This window comes from Leptothoe sp. PORK10 BA2 (assembly GCF_034932105.1).
Classification (GTDB): Bacteria; Cyanobacteriota; Cyanobacteriia; order Phormidesmidales; family Phormidesmidaceae; genus Leptothoe.
On record NZ_JAYGIG010000116.1, the window covers coordinates 60,465 to 77,068 of the forward strand.

At 50.4% G+C, this 16,604-nt stretch carries 11 protein-coding genes; 4 read left to right on the forward strand and 7 right to left on the reverse strand.

Going from position 1 to position 16,604, the window contains the following annotated elements; genetic code table 11:
* The first annotated feature begins 6 nt into the window (after positions 1-6).
* Positions 7-1,359, forward strand: coding sequence for a cytosine deaminase (locus VB741_RS16770; protein ID WP_323366336.1), 1,353 nt, complete (start codon positions 7-9; stop codon positions 1,357-1,359).
* 9 nt (positions 1,360-1,368) lie between these two features.
* Here the strand turns inward: VB741_RS16770 and VB741_RS16775 are convergent, their stop codons facing one another.
* A complete protein-coding gene (locus tag VB741_RS16775; RefSeq protein ID WP_323366337.1) occupies positions 1,369-3,735 on the reverse strand; it encodes a putative bifunctional diguanylate cyclase/phosphodiesterase in 2,367 nt (788 codons plus the stop codon).
* 141 nt (positions 3,736-3,876) lie between these two features.
* The gene (locus tag VB741_RS16780; protein WP_323366338.1) at positions 3,877-4,548 is read right to left on the reverse strand and encodes a HEAT repeat domain-containing protein; all 672 of its coding nucleotides are present in this window, start codon (positions 4,546-4,548) and stop codon (positions 3,877-3,879) included.
* A 573-nt stretch (positions 4,549-5,121) separates the two neighbouring features.
* Here VB741_RS16780 and VB741_RS16785 point away from each other — a divergent pair.
* Together VB741_RS16785 and VB741_RS16790 are read left to right on the forward strand one after the other, a co-directional pair.
* The gene (locus VB741_RS16785) at positions 5,122-5,511 is read left to right on the forward strand and encodes a hypothetical protein (RefSeq protein ID WP_323366339.1); all 390 of its coding nucleotides are present in this window, start codon (positions 5,122-5,124) and stop codon (positions 5,509-5,511) included.
* Between the two features lie 566 nt (positions 5,512-6,077).
* Positions 6,078-8,624 (forward strand): DUF3536 domain-containing protein, encoded by a 2,547-nt coding sequence (locus VB741_RS16790; protein WP_323366340.1) that lies wholly within the window; start codon positions 6,078-6,080, stop codon positions 8,622-8,624.
* A gap of 161 nt (positions 8,625-8,785) precedes the next feature.
* Here the strand turns inward: VB741_RS16790 and VB741_RS16795 are convergent, their stop codons facing one another.
* A complete protein-coding gene (locus tag VB741_RS16795) occupies positions 8,786-9,397 on the reverse strand; it encodes a peptidoglycan-binding domain-containing protein (RefSeq protein WP_323366341.1) in 612 nt (203 codons plus the stop codon).
* Positions 9,398-9,602: 205 nt separating this feature from the next.
* A complete protein-coding gene (locus tag VB741_RS16800) occupies positions 9,603-10,481 on the reverse strand; it encodes a peptidoglycan-binding domain-containing protein (protein WP_323366342.1) in 879 nt (292 codons plus the stop codon).
* Between the two features lie 650 nt (positions 10,482-11,131).
* Between VB741_RS16800 and VB741_RS16805 the strand changes: the two genes are divergently transcribed.
* The gene (locus VB741_RS16805; protein ID WP_323366343.1) at positions 11,132-12,100 is read left to right on the forward strand and encodes an ion channel; all 969 of its coding nucleotides are present in this window, start codon (positions 11,132-11,134) and stop codon (positions 12,098-12,100) included.
* 199 nt (positions 12,101-12,299) lie between these two features.
* Here VB741_RS16805 and VB741_RS16810 read toward each other — a convergent pair whose 3' ends face one another.
* The 3 genes from VB741_RS16810 to VB741_RS16820 form a co-directional block, all read right to left on the reverse strand.
* A complete protein-coding gene (locus tag VB741_RS16810; protein WP_323366344.1) occupies positions 12,300-13,331 on the reverse strand; it encodes a response regulator in 1,032 nt (343 codons plus the stop codon).
* A gap of 809 nt (positions 13,332-14,140) precedes the next feature.
* Complete coding sequence (gene ppk1 / locus VB741_RS16815) at positions 14,141-16,315, reverse strand: polyphosphate kinase 1 (protein ID WP_323366345.1); 2,175 nt, start codon at positions 16,313-16,315, stop codon at positions 14,141-14,143.
* 26 nt (positions 16,316-16,341) lie between these two features.
* A complete protein-coding gene (locus VB741_RS16820; RefSeq protein WP_323366346.1) occupies positions 16,342-16,548 on the reverse strand; it encodes a hypothetical protein in 207 nt (68 codons plus the stop codon).
* Positions 16,549-16,604: the final 56 nt, after the last annotated feature.

Consider the following 16,604-nt stretch of genomic DNA (forward strand, 5'->3'; position numbering starts at 1 on the left):
AAAAAGATGCCTGGATTTATCAATATCCCCGATACTGCCCACTACTGGTTAACCAATGCTCGGATACCCCGATGTTTACTCAGCCATGATGTAACCCTGGAACCGATTCCAGCATTACAGGCGTTTCCCCATCAGGAGGAGCTAGTGGCGGTGGATGTGGAAGTGCTGGGCGGTAAGATTGCCGCCATTCGGCCAATCGGGGGCATAGCCGACAGCCCCACCGGACTAGACCGAGGGGATACCCCGACGGTGGACCTGGGCCAGGGGCTGGTGTGGCCCTGCTTTGTGGATATGCACACCCATCTGGATAAGGGGCACATTTGGCCCCGTTGCCCTAACCCAGATGCTACCTTCGCAGGAGCCTTGGAGACCGTGCAGCAGGACCATGGTAACTGGCAGCACGATGAGCTATACCAGCGGATGGAGTTTGGCCTTAAGTGCAGCTATGCCCATGGCACCCAGGCGATTCGTACCCATTTGGATAGTTTTGGTCCCCTGGGAGAGACCAACTTTAAAGTATTTGACGAACTCCGTCGCCAGTGGAGCGATCGCCTGATCCTACAAGCCGTCTGTCTGGTGTCATTGGATTACTTCCTGACCCCCGAAGCGGACCCCTTAGCCCAACTCGTAGCCGAGTCGGGGGGAGTATTGGGTGGGGTCGCCTTCATGAACGATGACCTAGTGCCCCAGCTAGATCAGGTGTTTACCCTAGCCAAACGCTACGGTTTAGAGCTCGATTTTCACGCCGATGAAAGTCTGGACCCGGATGATATTACCCTGCGCTATGTGGCCGAAGCAGCCCTGCGCCATGATTTTCAAGCGGCTATCACCTGCGGCCACTGCTGTAGTTTATCGGTACAAGCCCCCGATGTGGTCGAGCAAACCCTGACCCTGGTTAAGGCAGCCCATATCGGCATCGTGAGTTTACCCATGTGTAATCTCTATCTCCAGGATCGTCAGCCCGAGCACACGCCGCGATATCGCGGGGTAACCTTACTGCACGAACTACACCAGCGGGGTATCTCGGTAGCATTGGCCAGTGATAACTGCCGCGATCCGTTCTATGCCTATGGTGATCACGATGGCTTAGATGTATTTAAACAGTCAGTACGCATCGGACATCTGGACCGTCCCTTTGACCACTGGCCCACAAGCCTAACTAGCCGACCTGCCCAGATGATGGGGTTAGACAACTTAGGCACCCTAGGGCCAGGCACTCCCGCTAATCTAATTTGCTTTAAGGCCCGGACGTTTAATGAATTAGTGGCCAGGGAGCAGGGCGATCGCGTCGTCATTCGTCAGGGGCACCCCATTGACACCACCCTGCCGGACTACCAGGAACTAGATATCTTGTTTTAGCGCTATCCCTTAGATGCGCTGATCCATAAACCTATGCATAAACTTAGTTTCTAGCTCTTTAGCCGGTAATGGCTGCGACCAAAGATAGCCCTGTCCCCAGGCACAGCCTAAAGCCTTTAAAGTCTCCCATTGTTGTCTGGTTTCAATCCCTTCAGCCACCACCGTCAGGTTTAGGCTATGGGCTAAATCCACGATGGTTTTGACGAGCACATAGGCTTGGGGTAACTGAACCAAATTTTGAACAAACGATTTGTCAATTTTCAGCCCATCACAACGAATTTGGCAAAGATAGCTTAAGGAAGAATAGCCTGTGCCAAAGTCATCCAGCTGGATATCTACCCCCAGATTTTTCAGTTCGTCCATGGCCCAAGCGTTATCGGTGGCACTACCTAACAGCGTATCTTCCGAGATCTCCAGCTTTAGCCAATCCCCATTTTGCCCCGCTAACCCTGTCTTGACTACATCGATTAATGCTTGGGTGCCCCAGTTGTTTGCCGACACATTGACCCCTACCATCAGCGATTGATCAAGGGTTTGCCATTGCTGATACTGCCGACAGGCGGCCAAGATCACCCACGTATCCAGCTTGGACATAATCCCTAAATTTTCAGCAATGGGGATAAATACAGGCGGGGATAAAAGACCATGGTGAGGATGGTGCCAGCGGAGTAGGGCTTCTACGCCAACCATGGTTTCACTCTTAATTTCAATAATGGGTTGATAATAAAGTTCAAACTGATCCTGTTCTAGAGCTTGCCGAAGAGCGGTTTCCATCTCTATCGCCGCCATGGCTTGCTGATGCAACACATCGTTATAAACTCGATGGCAAGCTTTCCCAGCCGTCTTGGCTTTATACATGGCCAAATCGGCATCACGAATCAGCCGATCGGCTGTCGCTGTGGCTTTCTCCGAGGAGTTTAAATCCCTGGATAAAGTAGATGGTATATGGGCAAAGGCAACACCAATACTGGCACTGACCAATAGTTGGTATCCTTCAAAGGCAACGGGGGTATGGATAGCTGCCTGAATGCGATCGCAAATTCCCAACACCCCTGCTTGATCCACATCCTCCATCAAAATTGCAAACTCATCTCCCCCAAAACGAGCCAGCATATCCTGGGACCTGAGACAGGATTGCATCTGCTTAGCCATCTGTTGCAACAAATAATCTCCCGCTCGATGGCCTAAGGAGTCATTGATAGACTTAAATCGATCTAAATCTAAAAATAAAATAGCTAGGGGGACTTCTTGCTCTAGAGCCGTTTCTAATCGCTTGAGCAATAGGGTTCGATTGGGTAGTTCCGTCAAGGGATCGTATAGCAAGGCTCCTTCTAATAACTGAGCCTGAAGCCTATATTCTTCAGATACATCGTCTAAAGAGAGAATATATCCCAGGAGAAATGACTTTTTAAATCTTGTTGTTTCAACAATGGGCGTCTCCCGAATACACCAGTGTATATCTACATCCACACACTCCACCTTGCTTTGATGCTGCAACAACCGCCAATGGGTTTCTTTGACAAAGGGGAGTAGGGACGCCACCTGGGACATCAGGTTTTGAGGAGATAGGTTGAAATCTTTTTTGGCGCGGTTGTTGTATTCCAATAATTGTCGGTCACGGTTCATCACCAGTATGGCGGTGTCTAAACCGGCAAAGATCTGGCGATAGACCAGAGGTGATGTCTGTAGCAGGCTTCTACGGGATATGCAAACGCAGTAAACGATCCAGACCAGGGTCCAACCCACTGGAGTCGGATCAAAAAACAAAAATTTTTGTCCGAGGGGTGATAACGTCACCACATTCACCATCCCCACGGAGAATGTCAGACCCAGTAACAGTTGAAATTCTCCCCGTTGTATCGGCGGAGACTCTAGGATTACCCGCACCAGTAAGGCCATACCGGCTAAAAACAGGCCATAGCTATATGGAGTATGGACAAATTGAAACCATAGCCCCCGCTCATAGACTGCAACTGGCATATTAAAGAGCTGATGGAATGACGAAAGACGCCACATCCATGGCAGCAGTAGGGGATGCCACGTAATGGCCATGGTGGCGGCTGGCACCACAAACAGCAGACTTTGTACCCAACGCCACCGGTAGCCCACACGTACCAGAATAAATATCAGCCACAATGGCGGAATTAATGCAATTGGGAAAACATGCAACTGTGCCCACAATAGCAAAGCAGCTGGACTTTGGCTCAGGGCTGAACAACCTGCAATTAGGTTCCAGAAAGCACTGATAGCCAATAAAAATCGAAAGCCCCAGTCTGGTTTTCCCTGATTTCGAGGACATAAAAGAATCAGGGCAATGCATAGTATGGCCACAATGGCATTTGCGATCGCATATACCGGCACCAACCAAGCACCCATACAAGTACCATTTCCTACCAATCAGGGCAGCTTTTCAAAAGCCCGATTTTTGCCCAATATGGTCTCATGCCCTCGTAATGGGAAAATGGCACAGCATACAGCATGTGGATAAGTTGCAAGATAGATCAGTTGCAAGCAGAGTTAATCTTTAGATTCAGCCCCTAAACGGGCCAGTGAGAGCCGAGCGGCCTCTGCCACTTGGGGATGACCGTCTTTTACCATGTACCGCAGCGCGGACACTGACTTTTCACTCGGTAAATTGCCTAAAGCTTCTACCAACCGCTGCCGTACTAACCAGTCTTCAGACTGGGCAAAAGCCAGAATTTCATCAACGGCACTGAGATCACCGATCTCACCAAATGCGGCGATGGCCGCCTGCTGCAAAATTACCTCTGGACTGTGAAGGGCTTGAATCAGCGCGTCGTGGGCGCGGGGGTCCTTCAAATTTCCTAGGGATACCGCTGCACTAAAGCGCACTAGCCAATCCGTATCTTCATAAAACGACCGAATCAGCGGCTCAAATGCGCGGGGATCTTCTAAGTAGCCCAAGGCTCCTGCCGCATCCGCCCGAATGCCATAGTCCGGGTCAGTTGCCAAAATTCTGACCAACAGGGGCAAGCTTTCCACCGTTTGCTTGATGCCCAAGGCAAAAATAGCCATGGAGCGCACCTGTTGATTATCATCATCGAGCACTATTTTGATCAGCTCCAGGGCATCGGCGCTGGGGATTTCCCGCAACGCAGCCAGGGATAGCTTTTTATCCTTGAGATCACCGGTTCTGAGTTTTGTGGCGAGGACGGCGATATCAATCATGACATTCTAAATAGTGTCTTTAATTATTGTCTTAAATCAATTATAGCTAAGGCTATCCGTCCATGGGATCAGACTAGTCCTTGGGATAGAGCCCATTTCATTCTACAGGGTAGACTTCAGACGCCAGATAATTTATGTGATCCCCGCCCCCGATCCCTGGCCGCTAATACCCCACAAACGGGTCCTGGCTGAAACCGTGCGGAAAACCGAACTAATTAGTTGAAGAAGTCACCATAGGCGAGTCAATAAATATCCCTGACTGGCTTGCCCCTCAGTACCTGCAACATTCGTACCCATTCGTCAAAGGACCGGCTAAACCCATGGCTTACCTTGCTGCCAGTAAGCGCCAAAAGCGGCGCAATCGTCGTCAGTTTGCCCCTACCCCCGCAGGTAAACCTCGCCGCACCCTTTCCGGTGGTAGTCGTTAAAACATTTAGTTAAAATTCCTGTTTTTGTTAACGTTCTCTTTAGGTCAGAGTTGTTATAGCTAGTAGTGCAACTAGACCTGTCGAGTTATGACTCGTCCTGATCTTTTTGCGAGATACGTTAACTAACCTACCCTGAGACTAATCTATGACGACTACAAATACTGTTCTGCAGTTTATGCGGAAGACCGCCAACAACAATACACTGCAGCAGCAGCTTGAACAGCTCCTGGGCTGTGGTGACGGGGACATTAGCTCCAGCGTCAATATCGATCCCGAAGAGGCCTTAGCCCTAAGTCAGCGTGCACCAAAGGTGATTGAGTTGGCTGCATCCATGGGATATGAGTTTTCTAACGATGAGCTACTCACGGTGATTGAGGCGTTTAAGCAACATCAAAATGGCACCCTTTCTGATGATGCCTTTGCTAATCTCCTGGGGATCGCTCCTGGGGAAAGCGTACGCCCAGCGGTGCAGAACAATTTTAAGCGGATTGCCAACTACCTGAGCAAGACTTATTTGGGTGTTCACCTGTCTTAGGTGGGTCCATAGTGGAAATCCGTTTGAACATCCCATGGACTGAATTTGGGTTCCTAAACGTTTTCGTTGGGGACCCAAATGGTTTGGGTGGCGTATATTTGAGCGGATTGAGTCCATCCGAACAGCGGTGATGTACGATTGATCCCGAGGACGATCCCCGTGGATTTTCCTGATTTTGTTAATGTTGTTAATGTTAAATAACAGCTACGTAAAAACTCTTACATAACAGCTTTTGATCGTGCTTCAGCCGAGTTACCCAATAGGTTATGCCTACCTAGGCGCCAAGAGTGTTTGAAGCTAGATCTAGAATCAACAAAAGAAAATAAGTAGAAATTGTTTTGTTACGTAACGCTGTTTTGAGAAACATAACTTCTCTGGATCGGAAATCCCTGATCAGCTAGAGTACTTGAATCCTGTTCAAGCCCTGATATCGTAGCGAGCGATGACTCCAGTTAGGCTCCATAGGCTAGACTCCTAATCCTGACCCTTCGGATGTGGTGAATTCCAGGGACAGGTTGTCGCCGTTCTCTTTTTAGCTCTTTTCCTATAGTGCAGTGTCACACAACATGGCAAATTCCCATTCTGTGACGACATCGGTCTCTGACTACCCAGAGCTGATGCCGTCGGTTGAAGTGCAAGCTTCTGAGGTGCCTTCAGCCGAGGTATATGTATGTGTTCATGGGCACTTTTATCAGCCGCCCCGCGAAAACCCTTCCCTAGAAGCGGTGGAGCGCCAACCGGGGGCTGCCCCCTTCCACAATTGGAATGAGCGCATTTTACGGGAGTCCTATCGACCCAATGCGTTTGCCCGCATCATGGACCATCAGGGCCGGGTGGTGCAGATTGTTAACAACTACGAGTTTCTGAGTTTCAATATTGGCCCTACCCTGATGAGTTGGTTGGCCCGTCATGATATTGAGACCTACCGCCGGATTTTGGCCGCTGATCAGCAAAGTTGCGATCGCAACAACGGCCACGGCAACGCCATTGCCCAGGTTTACAACCACATCATCATGCCCCTGGCCAATGAGCGGGACAAACTCACCCAGGTCCGCTGGGGCATTGCCGATTTTCGCAAGCGCTTTAACCGTGATCCCGAGGGGATGTGGCTAGCGGAAACCGCCATTGATCAGGATACATTGCGAGTCTTAATCCAAGAGGGGATCAAGTTTACGATTGTGGCTCCTTCCCAGGTGCAGCGCTGTCGTCAGCTATCCCCTAACTATTCAGACTGGCAGGAAGTAGGGGATGGGCAAATTGATCCCACCCGGCCCTATCGCTGCTATGTGCCCGGTTTACCCACAGGACAAAACTATATCGACATTTTTGTCTATGATGGGCCGATCTCTGGCGACATGGGCTTTAGCGATATTTTGCAGTCATCCCAGTCCTTTGCCGACCGTCTGGGCCAAGCAGTCCGTGGCGACCGCCATGGGGCCCAGCTGATTTCGGTGGCCACCGATGGGGAAACCTTTGGCCACCATCGCGGCGGTGCCGAGCGCGCCCTGGCCTATGCCCTGCACCACGAGTTTGTGGACCGGGGTTGGCGGGTGGTGAGCTATGCCCACTACCTCAGTTTATTTCCCCCCACCTGGGAGCTGGAGCTCAAGCCGGTGACCGCCTGGAGCTGTTCCCACGGGGTGGAACGATGGAAAAGTGACTGTGGCTGTGGCGGTGGTGGGGCGTGGCACCAGAAGTGGCGTGCTCCCCTGCGTCAAGCCCTGGACTGGCTGCGGGATGAGTTGATTGAAATCTACGAAATCACCGGGGAGGAGCTATTCAAAGATGTTTGGGCGGCTCGGGATGGGTATATCGATGTGGTGTGCGATCGCACCCCCCTCACCATCGAGCAGTTCTTCACCCAACATCAGCACCACGAACTCACCCAGGCGGAACGCACGGATGCCCTGTGTCTCCTAGAGATGCAGCGCCATGCCATGCTGATGTACACCAGCTGCGGCTGGTTCTTTGAAGAAATCTCTCGCCCTGAAGGCACCCAGATTCTACGCTACGCCGCTCGAGCCATTGAGCTAGCTAAAGATATCTGTGGCGAATCCCTAGAGGCGGACTTTATCGCCAAGCTGGCCCTGGCCCCCAGCAACATACCCCACTTCCGAGACGGCGCTGGGGTATACCGAGCCCAGGTGCAACCCTCCCGCATTAGTGCCGAGCAGGTAGTGGCCCACTATGCCATGTCCTCTCTGTTCCACACTTATCACCGAGAGCAGCGTCTGTACTGCCACACCGTGACCCACCAGGATTACCAAAAGCAGACCCTCGGGGGCCATGCCCTAGCCTTGGGACAGGTCAGTATTGTGTCAGAAATTACCCAGGCCAAGGCCAACTATACCTTTGCCGTCTTTCATGTGGGGGGCCAAGAGTTTCTCTGTGGCATTTGCCCCTTCAAAAATCGCCTGGCCTATACCCGAGCCAAGGATGCTGTGCTGAGGACCTTTGCCCAGGGCAGTGTGGTCCAGACCATTGCGGCGATCCAGAGCCAGTTTGGCCAATACACCTTTAACCTGCAACAACTATTTAGTGAAGAGCGACAGCACATTATGCAGTTGCTCAGCCAAAACACCCTGCATCAGCTCAACCAGCTGTACACCCAAATTTATCGGGAAAACTATGGGGTGCTGATGGCCTTCCATCGCGACCATATGGATGTGCCGCGCGAGCTGCAGGTGGCCGCTGAAATCACCCTGAGCCACCGCGTCATTGATGTTCTGCGGCATTTAGAACAGGACCTGAGTGAGATTGACGAACACATGCTGGCCATTAGTACTGGCTATCTTGGGGAGCTAGAGGGAATCGCCGTCGAAGCCAACCATCTCCATTGTCACCTCACCATCCCGACCGCTGCGCCGCTGCTGGAGGGACTGATTTTGCAGGCTTTGCGCCAAACCCTGCGGATTGAGCCCGATGCCAGCCGTCTAGACTGTATCCTGACGGTCAATCCCTTAGCTGTCCAAGGCATCAAACGTTTGATTACCCTTGGCCTCAACCTCGGCCTCAACCTCAATCTAGATCGGTCCCAGGAAGTCTATTACCACTACAGCCAACACTGTGAGGCCATTCCCAGCCTGGGACAGGCTTTGGGTATAGCTGAATAGCGGGTTGCCAAATGCTCTAGGCAGAGAGTCTACCCAGAGCATTTGGCATCAGGATTAGAAAAGTGAAGGGTAAAGAGTGGGACTTTCTACTCTTTACCCTTCACTTCTTTTACCCTTCACTTTTTATGGATAATCAGCCCTAAAATGACCAAACTTGATTTTTAACGCTGATATAACGTGCGGGCATCAAATCCCAAGCGACGGGCTTCACGTACCCGCTCAGCCGCAGCCGAGCGAGTACTGTAGCTACCAATATTAATGAACCGACCTTGGCGACTGGAGTCAATGGCGGCATTGCCAAAGGACCGCTGCACCTCTCCTAAATCATCTAGGGACTCCGTCACAGCAGCCACATAGGGAAAATTATCATTGGAGAAGTCTTCACTGCCTAGGGCGGCATAATTGATATCATTGCTCCCCGCTGGCACCACCCCTAAGATATCCAAGGTTTCTGGACCCGCCACCCCGGTCACGGGCAAATCGTACCATTGCTGAAACTGCTGTACGGCTGAACGGGTCATGGGACCGTAGGCACCGTCGATGGGCCCCGGGTCAATGCCATTGCGATCCAGGGCGAGTTGCAACGCTTCCACATCCCGTCCAACGTCTCCAGGGCCAAGAGAACGACCAGCACTGGCGGGGCCCACAAACCCACTGGGACTGGGCAATGAAGGCGGCGGGGGTGCCGGCAGTAGCTCGCTCTGGGCATGGACAGCGGCTCCCCAAAAGGTTAGGATGCCGCCCACCACAGCGGCTGTCAGTAATTTAGGCATGAGAAAATTTCCTGATATAACGCTGATAGGTTCCAGCCCGACGCAATAATTTTGGCGACTCAGCTAGAGGGTTTACAAGTCTGCTGGGTTGGATACGCATATACCGCCCCAGCCAGATGGCGTATATATTAGCGAATGATTGACAAAATAGCCGATTAAAGTTTTATCTTCTGGTACTTTGTCGCGTCACTGACCGAGTGGATGTCTAATCGTGTAGCACCCGGGCGTCATAACCGAGGTCACTGGCATCATCAACCAAGATTTCGGCATCGGACCGGTCTTGAAAACGACCCAGGCTAATGTAGTCGCCAAGGCTATTGTTCTCTACGGTGGCATTGGGAAAGCTGCGTCGAATCTGACCCAGTTCGGACCGTCCCGCAATGATGGCGGCCACATAGCGACCTTGGGAACGATTGCCATCATTACCAAAGGAACCAGAAGAGGAAGAGGACCTACCCCCAGAGCGAAAGCCCATGTGGACCAGGGTCGCCCGATCGGCAACACCGTCAACGGGGAGATCGGCGGTGCGCTGGTAGGTCCTCACTGCTTGCATCGTCTCACTACCGTAAACCCCATCCACGCCGATATTAAAACCATAGGACCGGAGCACACGCTGGAGGGTGATAATGTCGTCTGGACTGGATACAGCGCTAATGTCCTCAGAATTGATGGTGCCGTAGTTGGGATGGGTCAACCCCACAGCTAAACGCTGGGTATCAATCCCCAGTAGATTTAAGGTTTGGGGGTCCGCAACACCGGTGACATCTAGCCGACGAATTCGCTGAAACTGTCTTACGGCCTGGGTCGTTGTCGGACCATAGACCCCATCGATCGCCCCAGGAAACAGCCCTCTCTCGTCTAGTTTTCGCTGCAGTTCAGTCACCGCTGGTCCGCGACTACCTTCGCTGAGTCTCGCCTGGGCAATGAGCATGGGAGATACAGTCTGACTGGGAGTCTGGCTGGGCATCTGACTGCCAGTCAGTGCCATGGCGGGTACCGCGCTTAATAACCAAGCCCCCAGAAACAGCTTGACACTGAGCCGAGCGTTCTGGCGATTGGTGGTGAATAACCCCGAAATGCTCATGTTCTATTGTCCTAATGTCATGGTGCTTAACAAATACAACATTCTGGCTCAGTGAAACTACGGCCAGATTCTGTCTAAATTGCTGGATATGTCTATTAAATCATCTGGCTAGGGAATGTAGGCATTCGTCAATAGCCGTAGACATAATTACTGAGAAAAGGTTCATTGTGTAAAGCTAGGATAAGGAAAATTGTCCTTGAGCTGGGTTTCTGTGGGCCAGTGAGGGCGTTCTATCGGTCTTGCCTTTGAGGCTGGAACGATGTCCTCCTAGGAATTCTGGGAAATTAATCGCTTTTAGTTACAATGAGCGGAAACAAAACATGAAAATTTGTAACACTTTCCGGTTTGGCTATCTAGGTTCGCTTAACGCTGATTCGTAGAATCTCGGGCTGCCTGCGCTGAGGTCTAGGTTCAGCGTTAGTACCTACAGCTATGGGGATATACGTATTTGCCCCGCGGCTACATAGGCCAGCCTTTGAGTGGGTTCCGTACCACGGGTTGATCCAATCTGGCTGTAGCGGTTGATAAACCATGTGCCAGTTGAAACCTGTGACGTTAACTCGAGCAACACGATCGGGCCGGACGTGGACAGGTTTTATTTAAGTGTTTCTAGGCTGACGCCGAAGTGTTCTATCTCATCCAGACTGTGTATGTTAAAACCTGGACTCCGTCGTGCTTCAAGAAAGCTTCTGTTGTACCAAGAGCAGCGCTATCCCAATATTGAGCGACTTGGGGTGACCCATTCCTATTGGGGTGACCTCTACCATATATGGCTAACCATTTCCTGGTTCGAATTTGTTCTGCTGGTCAGCGGTTGCTATTTGGTGGTCAATGGCTTGTTTGCGATTGCTTATAGTTTAGATGCGGATGCGATCGCAAGTTTTCGCCCCGGTCATTTTCAAGATCTATTCTTCTTTAGCGTCCAGACCATGGCCTCTATTGGTTATGGTGCCATGCACCCCACCAGTACCTACACTCATTCTCTGGTGGTAATCGAATCGATTTTTAGTCTGTTCTTTACCGCCATGACCACCGGGTTAGTCTTTGCCCGCTTTTCCCTGCCCACCGCCCGCATTCTCTATAGCCGTGTTGCCGTGGTGGCCCCCTTCAACGGTGTCCCCACCCTCATGTTCCGTACCGCTAACGAACGGCGTAACTATATCTTAGAAGCGCAGCTATGGGTCACCCTAGTGCGGGATGAAATCACCGAAGAAGGCGAACATATCCGCCGTTTTCACGATTTACCCCTGGTGCGTTCCCACACCCCGGTCTTCAGCCTTTCCTGGACGGCAATGCATCGCCTCACCAGCGAAAGTCCCTTTTATGGAGAAACTCCAGAAACCCTGCGGGAAAGACGGGCCGAGATTATTGTCACCTTAACGGGGCTAGACGAAACCCTGTCCCAGACGATCCATGCCCGCCATTCCTTTAGCGCCCACGATATTTACTGGAACCACAAATTTGTAGATATTATTTCCACCAGTGAGTCGGGCCGCTCCATCGTTGACTACAATCACTTCCACTCCATTGAGCCCGTGGAGCAGCAGCACTTTAAACATGTGGAGCAACACATTTATCGTCGTAGTCAAGAACGTTTAACCAGTTGGACACCCCATTAGAGATGGGCAAAGTGATGATTGAGCACCAAACTAAAACGGATGCCCCTAGGAGCATCCGTTTTAGTGTCGGGTTTAGTGATTAATGACCTTTTGACTGGATTGACTGGGGAATTTTGAGCCCCAAAGGCAAGGCATTGAATGAGCCCAGCCATTAGAAGCTGTTAATAGATAATCTAATCCACCCAATCAGCCCACCGAATTAAACCAGCAAAGTAAATAACTTCACCATTAGCTGAGTCCGATTGATCGGCTTGCCGAGATAAAAAGACGCACCGCATAGCTTGGCCCGAATCTGTCCAATCAGATTAGCTTTCTTGGCTAATAGGACAATGGGGACATCCTTATACTGTGGGTGACGCCGCAGATGGGCACAAAAATCAAAGCCGTTCAATCCACCCATCGCCGTTGTCAGCATAATCAAATCAGGCTGACACCTGGCTAAGTCGGCAACCGCCGTGGCCACATCGTCCACCGACGTAATCGAGAAGACCGTATCCTCTAGAAATTCCCGCAGATCTTTCAGGGATTGACTGTCAGAATCAATACATACCAACTGATAAGAGGGAGCGACACTGCTACCAAGGGTGGATGTCGCCTGGAACCTCGGCTCGGGGGCGATACCGTTTAAAGCTGGCTCAAACGTATTGGCGGATGCCTGTTGGAGTAGCGCCTTCATATCGCCGCCTGGTGTAGTCAGCTCCTCAATCGTTTTAGGTCTGGCAATGGAGACCTCACTTTTGGGAGCGCTACTGCGCTTTGAGGAAAGTGCCTCGGTTTCCTGATGGCACTGCTCCACTAAAGCCCGAATGTCTAGGCTGCAAAAAGTAGGATAGTCAACGATATTGCTAAAGTTATTGACCTCATAGCTACCGCGATCCACCCTGAGTAAAGATGTAACGGTGGTCACAGCCAAGGCGCGGATCAGCTGACCCGCCTGATCAAAGTTAAGGTAGCCTTGATCCACAAGCCAACGAACGGCCCGATAATCGGCACTTAGGTCATCACCTTGGTGAGTGTATTGCCGATGATAAAGCTGTAACTGCGCTAAAACCAAATCGGAGATTACTTCAGGAAACAGTTGACGCCCTTCAAATCTCAGCGCATCGAATCCATTTTGAGAACTCGTTGCAAATAGGAGCTTGCCCCGCTGCAACCACAGAGACCACCGAACATCATTGGAAACTACTAATAGTTCACCACTGACTTGACGACCTACAAGCTGTGCCAGCAAAGTAAGCGGGTGTAATTTTTTGTGTGTAATAGTGCCTGCTAAAACCATGGGAGAAGTTCCGGTCAAAGAACGGTATTCAAGGGATTAAGAATCAAATAGAGTCGCGATGGATTTAGGGAGTCAAATGAATTGTTGCAATCAGTAATTACTGAAAAGTAGCTATCAAAACCGATTCTTCCCTAAAACAATCAACTATGCACGGGATAATTCCTTCGCACTCTCTTGTTATAAATAAAGATGAGAAGTAATTAACTACTGAGTAGATACACCTAAATAGAAAATAAAGGCAAGTGATGTTGGAAATTCAAACCGTATCTCACTGGGAATTCTTGCGAGCTGACGTTAACCGCAACTGAAGAATATAGACTTTAAAAATTTGTTTGCCCGTCTATATTGACCAATTTCAATCAGTTGTCTTAAAAGTGCAAGTATTTCCCTAGAAGCTGGTCGAAAATTTACATCTTTTGCATTGTTGGTTTATATAAATCGCATTTAAAAATTTCATGTTTATACTGATGCATTGTCCGAATACGTACGTAATGTGCGACGACAATGAGGCCACACCTAATTCAGGGCGATGTTTTTAGGATTATCCAAGGGTTTGAACGTTTCCCGGTAACCCTTTACACAGAGTCTACAAGCGTACTTAACGTAGATCAGTATCGCTTCATTTTTAATAGCCTGTCAAACCCTGAACTACGACTTTTGGCTTAATAAATATCGGCAGTTTGGCTGGTCAAAACAGGTTTTGCCGGTCAAAAAAAATATTTTAACAGCCTTAGTACTGTCCCCATTTATGCCCGTGGGGGTCAGTAAACAGTCGTACCCTTAATCTGGTGCATCAGTTGCACGTGGGTACTTCTTTCCAGTTCATCAGCTTGGGGCTGGCGTTGCAGGTAAGTACCATCCGACTGCATTTCCCAAGCCTGACGGTTATCGTCTAAACAGATATTTAAAATATTTGTTAGGTCACGCTGGAGATGGGGGGCTAGGATCGGTGTGACGGCTTCTACCCGGCGATCTAAGTTACGGGGCATCCAGTCAGCACTGCCAATATAAAACTTTTCGTTCCCCCGGTTGTGGAAATAGAAAATGCGGGAGTGTTCTAAGAAACGACCAATAATACTGATCACTCGAATGTTTTCGCTGACGCCTTTAATCCCAGGGGTGAGGCAGCAAACACCACGCACGATTAGATCAATGCTCACACCTGCCTGGGAGGCCTGATATAACGCTTGGATGATGCCGGGATCGACTAAAGCATTCATTTTGGCGATAATTCGACCATTCGTGCCATGGGCGGTTTCCTGGTTGATTAATGCCAGCATCCGTTCCCGTAGGGTGATGGGGGCAATCAACAACTGACGATAGGCCTTTTGCCGTGAGTACCCCGTGAGGAAGTTAAACAGATCGGTTAAGTCGGACCCCAGCTCCTCGTTACAGCTTAATAAGCCTAGATCGGTATATACACGAGCGGTTTTCGGATTATAGTTGCCGGTACCAATGTGTACATAGCGGCGAATCCCATCGTGCTCCTTGCGCACCACCAGGGCAATTTTGGTATGGGTCTTTAACCCCAGCAGGCCATAGACCACATGTACCCCTGCTTTTTCCAGGGTACGAGCCCAATTAATATTATTTTCTTCGTCAAAACGGGCCTTCAGTTCCACTAGGGCAACCACCTGTTTCCCATTTTCAGCCGCTGATACCAACGCGCTGATGATGGGGGAATCTCCCGATGTGCGATAGAGGGTCATCTTGATGGTGAGTACATCAGGATCAGCGGCGGCCTGGGTAATAAACTGCTGAATCGTTGCCGTAAACGAGACGTAGGGATGGTGCACTAGACGATCGCGACGGCGAATGATGGAAAATACGTCATCCCCTTCCCCATCGGCATCTTCACGGTGAATGCGATGCCAGGGTGGGGGAATCACAGCAGTCCAATCAGGGTCTTTATGCTCCGACAGGGGCAGACTAATCAACTTCATCAAGTCGCCTAGGCCAATCAGCCCGGTAACTTCATAAATGTCAGCTTCTGTCAGATCCATCTCTGTGAGCAGGGTGGAGCGCACAGCGGCAGAGGTGCCTGCCTGTAGTTCTACCCGCACCAGGGATCCTCCCAACCGTCGCTTACGCAACTCTTGCTCCAGGGCCAACATCAAATCATCGGCGTCATCTTCTTCCAAAAACAGATCGGCGTTACGGGTAATGCGAAAGGTGTAATATTCTTCCACCACCATGCCCGGGAAAAGAAAGGTGAGGTTTTTGCCAATGACTTGCTCTAGGGGGACAGCCGCCCAGACGGTCCCTGGATCATGGAGCTCCTTAGGTAACTGAATAAAGCGAGGTAGGACCTTGGGAACTTTAATCCGGGCAAAGTGGGTTTCCTCGGAGTCCGCCTCCCGCACCACAACGGCTAAATTGAGGCTGAGATTGGAAATGTAGGGAAATGGATGGCCGGGATCAACTGCTAAGGGGGTGAGTACGGGAAAGATTTGGTTTTCAAAATAGGATTGTAGGTAGGTAACCTGCTTGCTATTAAGCTCGTCATAGTCAAGCAAATGGATACCTTGCTCCTGTAGCTGAGCATTAATGTCTAAAAAACACTCTTGTTGCTTGGCAAATGTTGGTCTCAGTTTCTGGCCGATGGCCTGTAGGTGTTCGGTGGGGGTGCGACCATCGGGAGTGCGACGACTCACCTCGGCTTCAATTTGTTGTTTGATTCCAGCGACGCGCACCATGAAAAACTCGTCTAGATTATTGCTGAAAATGGCTAAGAATTTTAGCCGTTCTAGAAGAGGTGTACGTGGATCGATTGCTTCATGTAACACCCGCTCGTTAAATGACAGCCAGCTTAATTCCCGACTGATGTAGTAGTTGGGCGACGTTAGGTCGATGGTAGCTGGTGCGCTTATTTTGCCACCTGCAGCGTTGGTTGAAGATTTTTTGGAGGCTGTCTTTTTGGCGTTTTTGTCCAGCATTGGTAGATAGTTTGTTCTGTGATCTGCTAAAAAACATCGCCTTCACGGCCCACCCACCAATCACCCAGCTTCATTAAATCGGTATGGATATCGGCTACCTGCTGCGCATAGTCATCGGCCGATAGCTGGTGACGCCGCTCCTGAAGTTTTTTGAGGCGCAGTTGAATGAGCAGCCAGGGCTTACTGATACCGTCAGTTGCTTCAATATACTTGGCTAACTCCTGGCTGTTCATGGGGGCTACTTCCTGGGAAAGAGTAAGGTAAAACGCTGGGGGCAATAACTAGTTTT

What these genes read in the sequence shown, in the direction of transcription:
- VB741_RS16820 (WP_323366346.1), bottom strand. Translation starts at nt 16,548, where the DNA reads ATGAACAGCCAGGAGTTAGCCAAGTATATTGAAGCAACTGACGGTATC.
- VB741_RS16805 (WP_323366343.1), top strand. Translation starts at nt 11,132, where the DNA reads ATGTTAAAACCTGGACTCCGTCGTGCTTCAAGAAAGCTTCTGTTGTAC.
- ppk1 (WP_323366345.1), bottom strand. Translation starts at nt 16,315, where the DNA reads ATGCTGGACAAAAACGCCAAAAAGACAGCCTCCAAAAAATCTTCAACC.
- VB741_RS16800 (WP_323366342.1), bottom strand. Translation starts at nt 10,481, where the DNA reads ATGAGCATTTCGGGGTTATTCACCACCAATCGCCAGAACGCTCGGCTC.
- VB741_RS16775 (WP_323366337.1), bottom strand. Translation starts at nt 3,735, where the DNA reads ATGGGTGCTTGGTTGGTGCCGGTATATGCGATCGCAAATGCCATTGTG.
- VB741_RS16795 (WP_323366341.1), bottom strand. Translation starts at nt 9,397, where the DNA reads ATGCCTAAATTACTGACAGCCGCTGTGGTGGGCGGCATCCTAACCTTT.
- VB741_RS16790 (WP_323366340.1), top strand. Translation starts at nt 6,078, where the DNA reads ATGGCAAATTCCCATTCTGTGACGACATCGGTCTCTGACTACCCAGAG.
- VB741_RS16785 (WP_323366339.1), top strand. Translation starts at nt 5,122, where the DNA reads ATGACGACTACAAATACTGTTCTGCAGTTTATGCGGAAGACCGCCAAC.
- VB741_RS16770 (WP_323366336.1), top strand. Translation starts at nt 7, where the DNA reads ATGCCTGGATTTATCAATATCCCCGATACTGCCCACTACTGGTTAACC.
- VB741_RS16780 (WP_323366338.1), bottom strand. Translation starts at nt 4,548, where the DNA reads ATGATTGATATCGCCGTCCTCGCCACAAAACTCAGAACCGGTGATCTC.